The 16,338-nt window shown below is 70.4% G+C and carries 13 protein-coding genes; 8 read left to right on the top strand and 5 right to left on the bottom strand.

Annotated features, from left to right (window positions below; translation table 11 throughout):
* Positions 1-165: 165 nt before the first annotated feature.
* A complete protein-coding gene (locus tag VNF92_00580) occupies positions 166-957 on the bottom strand; it encodes a hypothetical protein (protein HVA56363.1) in 792 nt (263 codons plus the stop codon).
* A gap of 137 nt (positions 958-1,094) precedes the next feature.
* On the opposite strand from VNF92_00580, the gene gcvP reads away from it, so the two are divergent.
* Positions 1,095-3,983 (top strand): aminomethyl-transferring glycine dehydrogenase, encoded by a 2,889-nt coding sequence (gene gcvP / locus VNF92_00575; protein ID HVA56362.1) that lies wholly within the window; start codon positions 1,095-1,097, stop codon positions 3,981-3,983.
* Positions 3,984-4,087: 104 nt separating this feature from the next.
* On the opposite strand, the gene gcvH is transcribed toward gcvP, so the two are convergent.
* From gcvH to VNF92_00555, 4 genes are all read right to left on the bottom strand, one after another.
* Positions 4,088-4,477, bottom strand: a complete 390-nt coding sequence (gcvH, locus tag VNF92_00570) for a glycine cleavage system protein GcvH (protein HVA56361.1) — start codon at positions 4,475-4,477, stop codon at positions 4,088-4,090.
* Between the two features lie 60 nt (positions 4,478-4,537).
* Positions 4,538-5,164 carry a dephospho-CoA kinase gene (gene coaE, locus VNF92_00565; protein ID HVA56360.1) on the bottom strand — a complete coding sequence of 209 codons (627 nt, stop codon included), beginning with the start codon at positions 5,162-5,164 and terminating at the stop codon, positions 4,538-4,540.
* Positions 5,165-5,338: 174 nt separating this feature from the next.
* Positions 5,339-5,956: a thymidine kinase gene (locus tag VNF92_00560; GenBank protein HVA56359.1), complete on the bottom strand. Its 618-nt coding sequence runs from the start codon at positions 5,954-5,956 to the stop codon at positions 5,339-5,341.
* Complete coding sequence (locus tag VNF92_00555; protein ID HVA56358.1) at positions 5,953-7,509, bottom strand: DbpA RNA binding domain-containing protein; 1,557 nt, start codon at positions 7,507-7,509, stop codon at positions 5,953-5,955. Before VNF92_00555 ends, VNF92_00560 begins: the two co-directional genes overlap by 4 nt.
* 289 nt (positions 7,510-7,798) lie before the next feature.
* Here VNF92_00555 and VNF92_00550 point away from each other — a divergent pair, with 289 nt between their 5' ends.
* From VNF92_00550 to VNF92_00520, 7 genes are all read left to right on the top strand, one after another.
* Positions 7,799-8,302 (top strand): hypothetical protein, encoded by a 504-nt coding sequence (locus VNF92_00550; GenBank protein ID HVA56357.1) that lies wholly within the window; start codon positions 7,799-7,801, stop codon positions 8,300-8,302.
* On the top strand, positions 8,299-8,577 hold the full coding sequence (locus VNF92_00545; GenBank protein HVA56356.1) for an Lrp/AsnC ligand binding domain-containing protein: 279 nt from the start codon (positions 8,299-8,301) through the stop codon (positions 8,575-8,577). Before VNF92_00550 ends, VNF92_00545 begins: the two co-directional genes overlap by 4 nt.
* A 31-nt stretch (positions 8,578-8,608) precedes the next feature.
* Positions 8,609-9,604, top strand: a complete 996-nt coding sequence (locus VNF92_00540) for a hypothetical protein (protein ID HVA56355.1) — start codon at positions 8,609-8,611, stop codon at positions 9,602-9,604.
* Positions 9,601-11,583, top strand: coding sequence for a hypothetical protein (locus VNF92_00535; GenBank protein HVA56354.1), 1,983 nt, complete (start codon positions 9,601-9,603; stop codon positions 11,581-11,583). The genes VNF92_00540 and VNF92_00535 overlap by 4 nt, the downstream gene beginning before the upstream one ends.
* 125 nt (positions 11,584-11,708) lie before the next feature.
* Positions 11,709-12,887, top strand: a complete 1,179-nt coding sequence (locus VNF92_00530) for a DNA repair exonuclease (protein ID HVA56353.1) — start codon at positions 11,709-11,711, stop codon at positions 12,885-12,887.
* The gene (locus VNF92_00525) at positions 12,887-15,340 is read left to right on the top strand and encodes an SMC family ATPase (protein ID HVA56352.1); all 2,454 of its coding nucleotides are present in this window, start codon (positions 12,887-12,889) and stop codon (positions 15,338-15,340) included. The genes VNF92_00530 and VNF92_00525 overlap by 1 nt, the downstream gene beginning before the upstream one ends.
* Positions 15,340-16,314 (top strand): GNAT family N-acetyltransferase, encoded by a 975-nt coding sequence (locus VNF92_00520; protein ID HVA56351.1) that lies wholly within the window; start codon positions 15,340-15,342, stop codon positions 16,312-16,314. Before VNF92_00525 ends, VNF92_00520 begins: the two co-directional genes overlap by 1 nt.
* Positions 16,315-16,338 lie beyond the last annotated feature (24 nt).

Genomic DNA, 16,338 nt, shown 5'->3' with positions numbered 1-16,338 from the left:
CGACGGCGCCCGCCGCGGACGACGCGGACCGTTCGCCCCTGCCGCACGCAGCGAGCCACACGATGGGGAGACAGCAGGCGGCGAGACGGAGAGTGCGCATGGATGATGGTGGGTGAACGCGATGGTGGGAACGATTGCGAGGCGGGAAGGGTGCGTCAAGCCAATCTACCGCCTCCACGTCCAGCGTTCGTCGCGGAATTCCCCGGTGGCGACGGCCACCTCGTGCAGCAACTGCTCGTCGGCGTCCAGCGGCCCGGCGTCCGGCGAGAGCGCGCACAGCGCCGAGACGAGCGCGTCGGCGACGCGCGCGATCGGCGGGGCCTGGCCGAGCACGACGTCGAGCGATGCCGCGGGCGGTGTGGCCGTGGGCCGGCGCTGGCGCAACAGCTCGCCGATGAGCGCCTGGTCGTCGGCGAGCAGGATGGACCCGTGCTGCAGGAGCGCGCCCTCGTGCCGCCACTGCGCGCTGCCCACGAGCTTGCGGGCGCCGACGACGATCTCTCCGGCGGCGGGCTGGTCGAAGCACGGGGCGAGCCCCGGGGTGAGCGCGGGCCCCTGGCCCGCGGAGAGCCGCGCATCCACGCCGAGGGCGTGCAGCGCGTGGAGGAGCAGGCGATTGATGCGATCGTAGGCCCCGCGGAGCGTGGGGTCGAAGGCGTCGGGGGCGGTGACGCTGTACGTGACCTCGTGGTGGTGGAGCAGGGCCCGTCCGCCGGTGGGGCGCCGCACGAAGCCGACGCCGAGCGCGGCGGCGCGGTCCAGGTCGTAGGCGCCGCGGGCCGTCTGGTTGCGGCCCAGCGACAGGGTGGGGCCGTCCCACTGATACACGCGCAACACCGCCTCGCCGGTGCGCCGGGCGCGGGCCATGAGGGCCTGGTCCCACGCCATGTTGGCGGCGCCGGCAAGGGGTGGCGAGACGAGGTGGCGCCAGGCGAGGGCGGCGGGTGCGGAGGTCACGGTCCCGAATATTGGCCGGGCGCGGCGGCGGGGGCGAGGGGGGCCGGTGGACATCGGGGCGGCCGCGGCGGGCCGGGGAGCGGCGCGTCGGCGTCCCGGCGCATAGGTTTAGCGTACGGACCTTCAACACCCCTACCATGACCCCGACTACGAAATTGGCGCCGCCCGCGGCCGCCGACAGCTTCATTCCCCGCCACATCGGACCCAACGCCGCCGCGATCGCGGAGATGCTCGCGACGGTGGGCTACGATTCCCTGGACGCGTTCATCGACGCCGTCATCCCCCAGAACATCCGGCTGCGCAAGCCGCTGGCCATCCACGGCGAGTGGAGCGAGCACGAAGCGCTGGCCTCGATGCGGCGGATGGCGGACAAGAACCAGATCTTCCGGTCGTACCTCGGCATGGGCTACGCCGACACGCTCATTCCGCCGGTAATCCAGCGCAACATCCTGGAGAATCCGGGCTGGTACACGGCGTACACGCCGTACCAGGCCGAAGTGGCGCAGGGCCGTCTGGAGGCGCTGCTCAACTACCAGACGATGGTGATGGACCTCACGGGCATGGAGATCGCCAACGCGTCGCTGCTCGACGAGGGCACGGCGGCGGCGGAGGCGATGACGATGGCCAACGGGATCCGGGGCGCCGAGGGCAAGCACCGGTTCTTCGTGTCCAGCGAATGCCATCCGCAAACGATCGACGTCGTGCAGACGCGTGCGGCGGCGCGCGGCATCGAGGTGGTGGTGGGCGACTTCCGCACGTTCGCGTTCGACGGAACGGTGTTCGGCGCGCTCATCCAGTATCCCAGCACCGACGGCGCGGTGTACGACTACCGCGGGTTCTGCGACCGCGCCCACGCCTCGCAGGCGATGGTGACGGTGGCCAGCGACCTGCTGAGCCTGGTGCTGCTCACGCCGCCGGGCGAGTGGGGCGCTGACATCGTGGTGGGAAATTCGCAGCGGCTGGGCGTGCCGATGGGCTACGGCGGGCCGCACGCGGCATTCTTCGCCACGCGCGACGAGTTCAAACGCCAGATTCCGGGGCGGATCATCGGCGTGTCGCGCGACGCCGACGGCAAGCCGGCGCTGCGCATGGCGCTGCAGACGCGCGAGCAGCACATCCGCCGCGAGAAGGCGACGAGCAACGTGTGCACGGCGCAGGTGCTGCTGGCGGTGATCGCCGGCATGTACGCCGTGTGGCACGGGCCCGCGGGGCTCACCAACATCGCGCGGCGCGTGCACCGCTACGCGGCGATGCTGGCGGCGGGGTTGGAGCAGCTGGGGTACGGCATCGCGCACGCCGAGTTCTTCGACACGATCCGCGTGGAGACGGGGGCGCGGAAGGCGCAGCCGCTGCTCGACCGGGCGCTGGCCAAGCGGATCAACCTGCGGAAGCTGGGCGAGACGTCGATCGGCATCGCGCTCGACGAGACGGTGACCGAGGCGGACCTGGCCGACCTGCTGGCGATCTTCGCGGGGGACAAGGCGGCGCCCGATGTGGCGGCGCTGGGCGCCGCGGTGGACGACCGGTACGACGAACGGTTCGCGCGCACGAGCCCGTTCCTCACCCACCCGGTGTTCAGCGCGCACCACAGCGAGACCGAGATGCTGCGCTACATGCGCAAGCTCGAGTCGCGCGACCTGTCGCTCACCCACTCGATGATCCCGCTCGGCTCGTGCACCATGAAGCTCAACGCCACGGCCGAGATGATCCCGATCACGTGGCCGGAATTCGGCAAGCTGCATCCGTTCGCGCCGCGCGAGCAGGCGGCGGGCTACACCGAACTGTTCACGCGGCTCGAGGCGGCGCTGTGCGAGATCACGGGCTTCGCCGGGATGTCGCTGCAGCCCAACGCCGGCTCACAGGGCGAGTATACGGGGCTGATGGTGATCCGTCGTTACCAGGCGGCGCGCGGCGAGGGGCACCGCACCGTATGTCTGATCCCGCACTCGGCGCACGGGACCAATCCGGCCAGCGCCGTGATGGCGGGCATGCAGGTGGTGGTGGTGGACACCGACGACAACGGCAACATCGACGTCGGCGATCTCGAAGCCAAGGCCAAGGCGCACGCGCCGAATCTGGCCGCGCTCATGGTGACGTACCCGTCCACGCACGGCGTGTTCGAGACGGCGATCACCGACATCTGCCGCATCGTGCACGCGCACGGCGGCCAGGTGTATCTGGATGGCGCAAACATGAACGCGATGGTGGGGCTGGCCCGGCCGGGCGACATCGGCGCCGACGTCTGCCACCTGAACCTGCACAAGACGTTCGCCATCCCGCACGGCGGCGGCGGGCCGGGAATGGGCCCGATCGGCGTGGCCGCGCACCTCGTGCCGCACCTGCCCGGCCACGTCGTGGTCGAGACCGGGAACACCGGCGGCGCCGTGTCGTCGGCCCCGTGGGGCAGCGCGAGCGTTCTCCCGATCTCGATGATGTACATCGACATGCTGGGCGGCGAGGGGCTGGCGATGGCCACCAAGATCGCGATTCTCAATGCGAATTACGTGGCCAAGCGGCTCGAGCCGTACTACCCCGTACTGTACAAGGGAGCCAACGGGTGCGTGGCGCACGAGTGCATCGTCGATCCGCGCGCGCTCAAGACGTCGAGCGGCGTCGAGGCGGAAGACATCGCGAAGCGGCTCATGGACTACGGGTTCCATGCGCCGACGCTGTCGTTCCCGGTGGCCGGCACGCTGATGATCGAGCCCACGGAGAGCGAGCCCAAGGGCGAACTCGACCGGTTCTGCGACGCGCTGATCTCGATCCGCGAGGAGATCCGCGAGATCGAGAACGGTGTGGCCGACCGTGCCGACAACGTGCTCAAGCACGCGCCGCATCCGGCGCACCGCGTGGTGGCCGACGTCTGGCCGCACGCGTATTCGCGCGAACAGGCGGCCTATCCGGCGCCCTGGGTGCGGGAGCACAAGTTCTGGCCGGCGGTGGCGCGCGTGGAGAGCGCGTATGGCGATCGGAATCTCGTCTGCGCGTGTCCGCCGATGGAGGAGTACGAGGTGACCGTCGGCTGATTGCGCCGGGCAGCGGGCAGCAAGCAGCAAGCGGCCGGCGAGATCCCCTGGATCTCCGCCGGCCGCTTGGTGTTCACTGCCGACCGCGAACGGCCGATCGTCGCTTACTGGCCCAGATGCGCCGCGTACGCCGCCGCGTTCATGAGGGCGTCCTTCTCCGCGGGGTTGGTCATCTTGAGCTTGACCATCCAGCCGTCGGAATAGGGAGCCGAGTTGACCAGCGCCGGCTCGCCATCGAGTCGCGCATTCACTTCCACGATCTCGCCCGCCACGGGGCAGAACAGCTCGGACACCGCCTTCACGGCTTCGATCGTGCCGAACACGTCGTGCTTGCCGAACTTGGCGCCGACCTTGGGCAGTTCCACGTAGACGACGTCGCCCAGCTCGCCCTGCGCGTAGTCGGTGATGCCGATGGCCACGACGTTCGGGGCACCGGTGGACTTCAGATACTCGTGGTCTTCTGTATAGAGCAGATCCTGCTGGATATCGGACACTTGTGACTCCCGGCTGCGGGGTATTGGTGCGGGCAGTCTATCTGGCCGCGCGCGCCATTGTCAAGGAACGCCGGCCGCTTGCTGCGAGTCGGCCGCGGCCCGGAGCGACGTCCAGAGCGCGTCCACCTGCTCGGCCAGCTGGGCCTTGGTGCCGGCGTTATGAATGTACAGGTCGGCGCGGGCCCGCTTGAGTTCGGAGGGCATCTGGGCGGCAATCATGGCCATCGCCTCGGTGGCGCTCAGCCCGCGCTCGGCCACCACGCGCTCGAGGCGCAACGGCCGCGGGGCGTCCACGAGCACCACGGCGTCGAACTGGTCCACCATCTTCTTCTCGAACAGTAGCGGGATGTCGCACACCACGATGCGATCGCCGCGTTCGCGCGCCTCGTCCACCAGGTCGCGGCGCAGCCGCTCCACCTCGGGGTGGACGATGCGGTTGAGGGCCTCGAGTTGCTCGGGCTCGTGGAACACGATGGTCCGCAGGCCGGCACGGTCCAGGTGGCCGTCGGGGAGCAGGACGTCGCGTCCCCATCGGGCGATGATGGCGTCGAGGGCCGGACTCCCGGGCTCGACCGCGCGGCGCGCGAGATCGTCGGCATCGATGATGGTGGCGCCGCGCGCCGCCAGGAGTTGGGCGACGGTGGTCTTTCCGCTGGCGATGTTGCCGGTGAGGCCGACGAGGAGCATGGCGACGCGGGATTGTGAGAGGCTTGTGGCTGCTCCGGCCAACCTAGGGGCAGCGGCCGGGAGCGTCAACGTAAATGTGACCGTGCAGCGTTCGTCCTGGCCCCGGGCGCCCAGGCGCGACCGGCCTATGCTGCACGGCGCCAACCACTTCCGGCCGGCGGGCGGCTTGGCGGCTCACAGCAGATCCACCTGGCCCTCGTCGCGCCTCGGCACCTGGTGGCACGCGCGGCAGCGCGCCTCGTAGGTGTCCTCGCCGCCCACCATGATCGTGGGCGAGGAGTACAGCGCCGGCCGTCCATCGATGAGGCGCTGGTTGCGGCTGGCCGGGTTGCCGCACTTCACGCAGATGGCGTGCAGCTTGTCCACGATCTCGGCGATGGCCATCAACTCGGGCATCGCGCCGAACGGCTCGCCGCGGAAGTCGGTGTCGGTGCCGGCGAGGATCACCCGGATGCCGCGCGAGGCGAGGTCGGTGGCCAGCGGCACCACGCGCTCGTCGAGAAACTGCGCCTCGTCGATCGCCACCACCTGCGTGTCGGGATGCACGCGCTCGGCGATCTGGGCGGCCGTATCTACAGGGACGGCTTCGGTGGTGCGCCCGTCGTGGCTGGACACCTTGAAGATGCCGGCGTAGCGCTCATCGAGATGGGACTTGAACACCTGCACGCGCCGCTTGGCGATCGCGGCGCGGCGCACGCGGCGGAGCAACTCCTCGCTCTTGCCGCTGAACATCACGCCGGCGATCACTTCGATCCATCCGCTGCGCGCCGTGAAGTAGGTATCTGAGCTCACCGATGGTCGTCCTCCCGCCGGCGGGGCTTGCGCGGCGGGCCGCCGCGATCGTCCTTCGATGCGCCGAACCGGCCGGCTGGCCGCGGGCGGTCGTCGCGGTCACGCGGGCCGCCGCGGGGGCGGTCGTCACGATCGCGCGGACCACCGCGGGGCCGGTCCTCGCGATCGCGCGGGGCGCCGCGGGGCCGGTCCTCGCGCGGGCCGCCGCGTCCCGAACGTTCCGGACGTTCCTCGTCGAGGCGGGCCACGATCTGGCGGCCTTTGATCGTGATGCCGGTGATCTTGGCGGCCACGGCCTCGGCCACCGCTTCGGGCACTTCCACCAGGGAGTGGCGGTCGCGCAGTTCCACGCGGCCCACGTCGCCGCCCGAGAGCCCGCCGATGTTGGTGACCGCGCCCACCAGATCGCCGGCCCGGATGCCGTCGGATTCGCCGGCCGTGATGAACAGGCGGCGCATCTTGGGCGCGGCGAACGTCTTGGGTGCCGCGGCGCGCATCCGCTCCACCTCGAGCATGCGCAGCGCGGCGGCCGCGATCTCGATGCCGTCGAAGTCGGTGAGCAACGGCTCGAGGGCGAGCAGTTCGCGGGTGAATGCCCCCGACACCAGGACGTGGCGCAGCGACTCGCGCAGCTGCTCCTCCTTGGTGCGCGCCCGCGCGATCGCTTCGGGCAGGGTGAGGGGGCTGGCGGCGCCGCCGGCCACCTCGCGCAGGGCGGCGAGCTGCCGCGGCTGAATGAGCGCGATCACCTGGCGCGGGGTGCGGCCGCCGGCCACGTCACGCAGCTCGGCGCGCGAGACCGGCAGGTCGTACAGCACCAGGGCGTCGCAGTCGGCTTCGGCGGCGCGGCCGATGCGCACCGGGCCGTCGGCCGCGTAGCCGAGCGTCTCGAGCGTGGCCAGGACTTCGATGTGCGACATCGGATCGCGCACGAAGATGAACGCCGTGGGCGGATCCAGCTCGTCGAGCAGCCGGCGGAGGGCGATCGATCGGAGGGTGTCGTGCACCGCCACGTACTGCACGGGCATGGCGGCCACTTCCTCGCCGGCCGCGGGGACCACGCGGCGGGCCCGCCGCGCGTAGCGCTCGATGAGGCCCTCGATGGCGGGCGACAGTTCGCGGGTGACGATGGTGCGCGCGGCGTCCTTGGGCGCTTCGGCGAACAGCGCTTCGAGGGGCGCCTCGTTGCCTTCGAGGGTGTCGTCGAGCCAGGCGATGACGAGCTGGCGCACCTGGTCGAGCTTGAGCGCCGAGCTCTGGAGCAGCCCCACGAGAGCGGCCGGATCGCCGGTCACGATCTGGGCGGGCCGGGCGCGCAGGGCGCGGCCGGCGCGGCGGCTGGAGGTGGCGGCCAGCGCGGTCAGGCCGCGGGCGCGCCCGATGGCGTTGGCGGCGGCCGCCATGGCTACGGCGGCGTCGGCATCGGCGGTGATCACGAGCATCTGCACCGCCGGCAGCGCGGCGTCGAGGCGCTCGATGGCCGGGGTGAGGAAGGACGGCGCGTGCGTCCAATCCGGTGGGAATACAAACGCCGCATTCAGGCCGCGGGTCACGCCCGGGGTCTCCACTCCGTCCTGTTCCACAGATCCTCACCCATGTCGGGGCGGCGCGAAGCCGCGTTGTCAACGTCGATCACCTGAAACATACCCAGGAATGGGGTCCGGACAGCAGGTGCGGCCCGGCCGCGGGCCGCGCGGCTTCCGGCCGGGCGTTCGCGGAGTATGTTTGCGCGGACGGAACGGGTGTTCCTGCAATGCGAAGACGCGGGCGGGGCGAATTCGAGTCGTGTGTCGGGCGGTTCCGGCGCGACATTGGGGGCTCGCCAACCACGGAGACAGGGACGTGAAGATCGCCGTGCAGCTTGGACCGAGAGACGGGGCGGCGCCGGAGGTCGCGTACCGGTGGGACTCCGACACCGACATCCTGTCGGCGCAGCTGCGCCCGTTGCCGTCGTCCAACGGGAGCAGCGGGTCCGTGGAAGTGGAGGGGGCCGACGGTTCGTGGATCATTCTGGACGTGACCGACGAGCACATCACCGGCATCGAGATCGCCGTCTGGCCCGAGGTGACCAAGCGGGCCGCCCTCGCGCCGCCGGCCACGGTGCGGGAGGCCACGGTGCGGCTGCCGCCCAATGCGTCGGACACCGCCGTCACCGCGCTGGAGGTGGAGACGCAGATGGCGGCCGAGTCCGACGCGCAGGAGCGTATCTTTCACTTCCGGCTGGGTTCGCAACGCGAGGCGCAGGCGGTGCGCGTGGCGCGGGATCTGCTGCTCGAGGTGGATCCCACGGGTCACGTAGCCGGACTGTGGCTGCTCAACGTGCCACCTTTTCCCCGAGAACCGTGATCACGACCATCGTACTCATTCGCGTGGAGCCCACGCAGATCCCCAATGCCGCCAGGATGCTGGCCGGGGTGGACGGTGTGGCGGAGGTGTACTCGGTGTCGGGCGATTGGGACCTCGTGGCGATCGTCCGCGTGCCGGAGTACGACCAGATCGCGCGCGTGGTGACCGAGGTGTTCCCCACCGTGCCGGGCATCCAGCGGACGCAGACGCTGACGGCGTTCCGGGCCTATTCCAAGGGCGATCTGCAGCAGGCCTGGGACATCGGCGTGGAGTGACGGCGGGCCGCGAGGCCCGATAGCTTTGGGCATGGTACTGGCGGCGGCCCACCCTGTGCATTTCCGGCTCGACGAGCTGCAGCGCGCGCTGGGCCGCGCGCTGCCCTCGGCGTCGCTCAACACCGAGGGGGGCCCGCCGCTGGAGCTGTCGGCGGCGGTGGATCCGCCGTTGATCGCCCGGGCCGACGTGGTGGAAGACGACGCGCTCCGTGCCCGCGCGGTGGTCGGCGATCCCGAGCCGCACTTCACGGCGTTCCTGGACGGCACGCAGCGCAGCGACCTCATGGCGCATGCCGAGGACGGGGCGCCGATCGTGCTCGGCGTGACGGCGGCCGTCGTGCGCCAGTGGACGCGGGGGCGCGCCGCCACGTGGGCCCATGTGGTGCGCCAGCGCCTGTACGCGCCGCGGCGGGCGATGCGCGCCGCCGAGTGGGACGCGCTCGAGGCGCTCGGCCCGGCGGCCATCGACACCGCGGCGGACGACCCGACGCTCGCCGACGCGCACCCGCTGGCGCACCGCGACGCGGCGCTCAAGCAGATCCACCGGGATCGCGAGCAGCTGGAACAGCAGGTGGCGCAGAAGTGGTGCGCCGAGCGTCCGGAGGCGCTGTACGTGGACGGCGGGCTCCGCGGCTCGGTGATCCTGGCGCGCGCGGCCCAGACCGTGGGCGTGATCAAGAGCCATCGTACGTTGTACGGCGACGGTGCGGCGCGGCGCGTGATCTTCGCGCTCGACGAGCGCGAACGGTCGAGCGTGTTCGTGGTGGCGTCGCCGAGCCGGGTGCCGGTGGCGAGTTGGTACCTGCGCCTGCGTCCCCGCGCGGGCCGCGATCCGTTGTGGGGGCTGGTGCGCGTGGAGGTGCGCCACGAGCCCGACATGCCGCGGCCGGCGATCACGGCGCGCGCCGACGACCTCTCGCGCCGCATCCTGGCCGAGCGGTCGCCCACGGCGCATCCGGACGGGCGGTGGGACACGATGGCGTACGGCATCCGCGATTGCGAAGTCTTCCTCAAGGCCATTCAATGAGCGATTCCCCGGTCCTCGGTCGCGTGGTCGCCACCGAGCGCAAGCCCAACACGCCGCACGAGTTCGGATTCTGGACGGCGCTCGATTCGCCGGTCGGCATCGGGACGATCGTGCGCGTGGAAGGCCCTGACCCGGTGAACGGCGTGATCCCGCGCATCTACGGCGTGGTGGTGGAGGGGTTCAGCTACAGCGATCTGCAGACGCCGCTGCACGACGTGCTGGGCCACGACGGCGCGCCGGCGTCGGAGTCGCTGTCGGCCGCGCGCCGCGCCGAGATCCGGCTGTACACGGCGGCGGTGCTCCGGCACGTGCCCGAAGAGCCGCTCCAGCCGGTGCCGATGGGCGAGGTGTTCCTGGCCGACCGGCACGACGTGGCCGTGGCGCTGCGGATGGACGGCTACCTGGCCGAAGGCGCCGACACGGGAATCCCGGTGGGGATCTACCGGGCCGGCGGCATCGAGGCGCCGATCTATTTGGACGCGGACTTCCTGATGGGTCCGGAGGCGGCGCACCTCAACATCACCGGCGTGTCGGGTCTCGCCACCAAGACCAGCGCCATCGAGTGGCTGCTGGCGTCCACGTTCGCGCACTTCCCGGCGCAGAAGGGGTCGGTGGCGGCGGTGTGCTTCAACGTGAAGGGGCCCGACCTCTGCTTCCTGGACCAGCCGGGCGCGCTGGACGACGCCGATCGCGCGCTGTACGCGGCGCTCGACGTGCCGGCTGAGCCGTTCCCGAACGTGAGATACTTCGCGCCGTACACGGCCAAGGGATTCACGCTCAACACGCTGCGCTCCAATGAGCAGCTGGCCGGCAACGTGTTCCCGCTCACCTGGGGGCTTCGCGAGGTGATGCAGTACGCCGAGGTGCTGCTCAACAAGGACGACGTGGACGCCAAGGCCGACGCGTTCATCGACTTCATCCGCGAGCGGGTGCTCGACCGCGAGTTCACCGACGACGGATTCGCGAAGACGCACCGGGTGCAGTCGTTCGCCGATCTGGAGGACTGGTTCCGCGATCTGCTGCGCACGGTGGAGCAGCAGAACCGGGGTGAACACTGGCGCACGCACCACGTGGCCACGATCCGCAAGGTGCGCAACCGGCTGTCCAACATCTCCACTCGGTGCGCTGGCCTGGTGACCGACGAGGGGACGGTGAGCGATCTCCCGTTCGGCGCGTTCGACGACCGCGCCGTCTACGTGGTGGACGTGGCCGGGCTGGAGGAGGACGCGCAGGATCTGGTGTTCGCGCGCGTGGTGACCAAGCTGCGGGAGCATCTCGAGCGGCGTGACCTGGGTGTGAACCACGTAATGGTGTTCGTGGACGAGCTCAACAAGTACGCGCCCGCCGACGGCGCCGACACGTATGTGCGCAAGATGCTGCTCGACATTGCCGAGCGGGGCCGGTACCTGGGACTCGTGCTGTTCAGCGCGCAGCAGTTCCGGTCGCAGGTGCACCGCCGCGTAGTGGGCAATGCGGGGACGTCGCTGTATGGCCGCATGGACGGCGACGAGCTGGCCACGCCGGGGTACGCCGTGCTGAGCCCGGCCACGCGGACCAAGCTGGCGACGTTGGAGAAGGGCCAGTTGATGGTACGGCATCCCCACTTCACGCAGCCGATCTTCGTGCGCTTTCCGCGGCCCGCCGTGATGCGCGGGCGCGATGGGGCCGAGCGGTTCCCCCAGGCTCAGGAGATGACCCTCGACGCGGCCGTGGCGCGCGCGTTGCGCAGACTCGATCCCAGCATCACGGTGGGATGGGTGCAGGAAGTCGTGGGGCCGCACGACGATGCCGACGTGCTCCGGGCGCGCGACGTGACGCTCCGGACCCGCCCCGACGACGTGAAGGCATTCTTCGCCGCCCAGTTCCGCCGGATCGTGCCGGCGGAGCAGCCACGGGTCCGGCCGCCGCGCGGGCTTCGCGTGCCGCGCGGGGCGAATCCGTACGGCGACGACGAGCCTCCCGAGGAGCCGCCGTTCTGACCCCTCGTCGCGCGGCGCGGGCGGTCGCCGCGCTATGGACAACCGGGACAGCGGCGGTTAGCGATTAGACATTGGCCGCCTCGCCCGCGGCCATTCCCTCTCGCCCGAGACCCGTTTTGCGCGTCGTGCATCTGTCGGATCTCCACCTTGGCTACCGCCAGTATCAACGATTGACGCCCATCGGCGCCAACCAGCGGGAGGCCGACGTCGCGCTCACCTTCAAGCGTGTGGTGGATCGCGTGATCGCGCTCCACCCCGATCTGATCGTGGTGGCGGGGGACGTGTTTCACACCGTGCGGCCGGCGAACCCGGCCATCCTGCATGCGTTTCACCAGTTCAACCGGCTGGCGGACGCTTTGCCCGGCGTGCCGATCGTGATCGTGGCGGGCAATCACGATCTTCCGCGCGCCAGCGAGACCGGGTGCATTCTCCGTCTGTTCGAGCAGGAGAACCTGCACATCGTGGACTTCGAGGCGCGGCGGCTCTCGTTCCCGGCGCTCGGCGTGTCGGTGTTGGCCGTGCCCGACGTGCCGGGCGAGCGTCCGGATCTGAGCCCCGACCCCGCGGCGCGGCGCAACGTGCTGCTCATCCACGGCGAAGTGGCCGGGGTGATTCCGCGGCGCGCCGCGATGACCGACCGCGCCACATATGAGATTACTGAAGAGGAGCTGCGGGCCCCGCAGTGGTCGTACGTGGCGCTGGGTCACTACCACGTGCACCGCCGGGTGGCGCCCAATGCCTACTACAGCGGATCGATCGACTACACCAGCGCCAACACGTGGGGCGAATTGGCCGAGGAGCGCGAGGCGGGGTTGCCCGGAAAGGGGTTCATCGAATTCGACCTCGAGACGGGCGTGCACACGTTCCACCCCCTTCCGCCGTCGCGCGTCCTGGCGGAACTCGCCGGCTTCAGCGGCCGCGGCATGACGGGCGCGGAACTCGACGGCGCCATTCGCGCGGCCGTGGACGGCTGCGCCGGCGGCATCGACAACAAGATCGTCCGCCTGGTCGTGCGGGACGTCGCCCGCCACATCAACAACGACCTCGACCACCAGGCGCTGCGCGAGTACAAGCGGCGGGCGTTCCACTTTCAACTCGAGCTCCTCCGTCCCGATACGCGGCCGCTCCGCGGCGAGGCGGCGCCCGGTCATCCGCAGTCGCTGGCCGAGTTCGTGCGCGAACGCCTGCGCAGCCGCCAGCTCGCCCCGGGGGTGGACCGCGAGCAGTTGATCGAGCGTGTGTTCGAATATCTGGACCAAGCGACGGCCGCTGAACTCGTCGCGGCCGGGGAGGCCGAGGGCTGATGCGCCTCAGTTCCCTGCACCTCACCAACTTCCGCCAGCACGTCGACACGCGCATCGAGTTCGAGTCGGGGCTCACCGGCATCATCGGGCCCAACGGCGCCGGCAAGTCCACGATCCTCGAGGCGATCAGCTGGGCGCTGTACGGTTCGCTCGCGCTGCGCACCGACAAGGAGGGCGTGCGCACCATTCGCGCCACGGGCCGCGCTCCGGTGAAGGTGGCGCTCGAGTTCGACCTCGGCGGCCACCGCTACCGGGTGGAACGCGGCCTCACCACGGCCGAACTGTTCCTCGACGGCGGCCACGACCCGGTGGCCAATTCCGTCACCGGCGTCACCGACTTCCTGCGCCGCCGGCTTCGCATGACGCGGCAGGAATTCTTCAATACGTATTTCACGGGCCAGAAGGACCTGAGCGTGATGAACGCCATGGGGCCCACCGAGCGCAAGCACTTCCTGTCGCGCGTGCTCGGGTACGACCGGCTGCGGGCGGCGCAGGAGATGGCGCGCGAGCGCCGGCGGCTGATCACGGCGCAGTTGAATGGCCTGCGGAGCGCCATGCCCGACCCGGAGAGCGTGGAGCGAATGCTCATGCAGTCGCTCGAACGCCTCACCGCCGCCACGTCCCGCGCCCGCGACGCGGTCACCCGCACGGAGGCGGCGCGCCTCGTGGCGTCGGAACTCGAACCCCGCTGGACCGCCATGCATCGCGTGCGCGACGCCGTCCAGCGCGTGGCCGGTGAACTACGCGTCCTCGAGAACGAGTCGGGCAACCTGCTGCGGGACGGCGAACGGCTGGCCCGCGAGACCGCCGAGATCGCCGATGCCCGCGGCGAACTGGAACGGCTCGCCGTGGAGCTCGCCCCGCTTGCCGCCCTCGCCGAGCGCCTGCAGGCCATGGAGGAACTGTCCCGTGCCGAGGGGCGACGCCAGACGTTGCTCGACAACGACCGGGTGCTCACCGAGGAGCTGACCCGGCTGCGTGAACGCCTCGAGCGCGTCGACACCTCGCCCGCCCTGGAAGAGGAAGTGACGGTCGAACTCGAGGGCAAACGCAGGGAACTCCAGACGGTCGAGGGCACCCTCGAAGCCAAACGCACGGCGTGGGTGCGCGACCGCCAGGAAGCCGAGACCAAGATCCAGGCCCTGCGCCAGCAGTACACGGAATTGAAGCAACAGCGCGAGACCCTCGTCAATCTGGGCGAGGACGGCATCTGTCCCACGTGCGCGCGGCCACTGGGCGACCATTACCGCCACGTGCTCGATCTGCTCGACTCGCAGATGGAAACGGTGCAGGTGGACGGCAACTACTACCGCCAGCGTATCGGGCAGCTCGAAGAGATGCCGGATGACGTGAAGGAGCTCGACGAGCAGCGCCGCCGGGCGTTCGAGGAGGTGGGAAAGCTGGAACGGCGCCTGGCCAAGGTGCAGCTGGCCGTGCAGGAGCAGACGCAGCTGGGACGCGACATCGCCGAGAAGGAACAGCGCCAGGCCACGCTGCAGAATGACCTGGCCGAACTGCCCAGTGGCTACGACGCGTCGGCGCACCAACAGGCGCTTGCCGAGCGCGCCCGGCTCCAACCGCTCGATGCGCGGGCAACCAAACTCTCGGCACTGGTCGAGCGTGAGGCGCCGGTGCGCCAGGCGGCCACCGAGACGGCGGAACGGCTGGAAGGCGTGAGCGCCAAGATCGCCGAACTGACCACCGAGCGCGACGGCCTCCAGTTCTCCGAGGAATCGTTCGACGCGCTGCGCGGCCGGTACGAGGCGGCCGCGGCGGAGTTCCGCGCCGCCGAGCTGGCGTCGGTGGCGGCCGAGGGCGAGGCAGCGGCGGCGCTCCAGGACGACGATCGGGCGCGGGCGGCGCAGCGCGAACTCGACGCGCAACGCGCCAAGGCCGATGCCCTCACCGCCGACCGCCGGCTGCACGACGAACTCGACGACGCATTCGAGGATCTCCGCTTCCGGCTCAACGAGCAGTTGCGGCCCGAGATCTCGGCGCTCGCCAGCACCCTCATCACGGATCTCACCGATGGCCGGTACACCGAACTTGAACTCGATGACGACTACGCGATCTGCGTGCTCGAGGATGGCATCCGGAAACCGGCCATTTCGGGCGGTGAGGAGGACGTGGCCAACCTGGTGCTGCGCCTCGCGATCTCGCAGATGATCGCCGACCGCGCCGGCCAGCCGTTCTCGCTCCTCGTCCTCGACGAGATCTTCGGATCGCTCGACGAGGTCCGGCGCCAGAACGTCGTGGAACTGCTGCGGCGCTTGCACGACCGGTTCGAGCAGGTCATCGTCATCACACACATCGAATCGGTGAGGGAGGGGCTCGATCGCGTGATCACCGTGCGCTACGACGAGGAGGCAGGAGAGTCGCGGGTGCGGGTGGAGCGCCCGGGGGAGGCCGCGGAGACACCCGAGGTCGTCGTGGCTGCCGGGGTGGGGGAGTGATGGCAGTCTCCCGCTCCTGGAAGCCCGCGCCGGCCATCGAGGGCCCGTTCTCCGTCACGTTGGACGACGTCGCGGGGCTGAACCAGGTGTTCAGCGACGCGTTCACCGAGCGCTACCGCCGGGATGGCATGGTCGGGGTGCGCGTTCCCTTTCTCAACCCCGTGGTCTGGCGGTATGCCATCGAGGACGCCGCCGCGGGCGCGCTGTGCTGGCGCACGCCGCACGGCGACGTGGCCGCGTTCAACATGGTGCACCGTTCGGGGACCGAGGGGTGGATGGGTCCGCTCGCCGTGCGGCAGGACTACCAGGCGGTCGGCATCGGCAAGGAAGTCGTGCGCCGGGGCATCGAGTGGCTCAAGGATTCGGGCGCCACGGTCATCGGTTTGGAAACCATGCCACGCACCCTCGACAACATCGGCTTCTACTCGTCGCTGGGATTCGTGCCCGGGCGGCTGACGCTGACCACCACGCTCGAGGCGGCGAACACGGGTCTCCCGCCCCGCCTGTTCGGCCGGCTCTCGTCGCTGGAAAAGGAGCACGCGCTTGTCGAGTGCCGTACGCTGCTCGACGACCTCCTCCCGGGGTACGATCACACGCGCGAGATTGCCCTCACCGACGAGCTGTCGGTGGGCGACACCGTGCTGCTGTACGACGCCAACGTGCTGGCCGGCTTCGCCCTGTGCCACACCGTGCCGCTGGTGGAGGGGCGCGTGCGCGAGGAACTGCGCGTGCTCAAGCTGGTGCTGTCGGACGCGTCGCATCTCGACGCGATGGTGGCGACGCTGCGCGACTTCGCGCGGCGGTGCGGTACCCGGCGCGTGGCCATCCGTGTGCAGGGCGAGTATGCGGCGGCGTACCAACAGCTGATCGCCCTCGGCGGCCGGGTCCGCTGGAGCGACCTGCGCATGTCCCTCGCCGGGTACGAAGAGCGCCGGCCTGCGCGGGGTATCGTCCTGTCCAATTGGGAAATCTGAGCGGCCGCTCGCGACCATCGGCTG

The organism is Gemmatimonadaceae bacterium (assembly GCA_035533015.1).
In the GTDB taxonomy this organism is placed as follows: Bacteria; Gemmatimonadota; Gemmatimonadetes; order Gemmatimonadales; family Gemmatimonadaceae; genus JAGWRI01.
The sequence above is the reverse complement of the archived record's forward strand: the minus strand, read 5'-3'. Positions and strand labels throughout refer to the sequence as shown.

Excerpts from the sequence above, each read along its gene's own strand:
- gcvP (HVA56362.1), top strand. The coding sequence starts at position 1,095 with ATGACCCCGACTACGAAATTGGCGCCGCCCGCGGCCGCCGACAGCTTC.
- coaE (HVA56360.1), bottom strand. The coding sequence starts at position 5,164 with ATGCTCCTCGTCGGCCTCACCGGCAACATCGCCAGCGGAAAGACCACC.
- VNF92_00540 (HVA56355.1), top strand. The coding sequence starts at position 8,609 with ATGGTACTGGCGGCGGCCCACCCTGTGCATTTCCGGCTCGACGAGCTG.
- VNF92_00535 (HVA56354.1), top strand. The coding sequence starts at position 9,601 with ATGAGCGATTCCCCGGTCCTCGGTCGCGTGGTCGCCACCGAGCGCAAG.
- VNF92_00525 (HVA56352.1), top strand. The coding sequence starts at position 12,887 with ATGCGCCTCAGTTCCCTGCACCTCACCAACTTCCGCCAGCACGTCGAC.
- VNF92_00520 (HVA56351.1), top strand. The coding sequence starts at position 15,340 with ATGGCAGTCTCCCGCTCCTGGAAGCCCGCGCCGGCCATCGAGGGCCCG.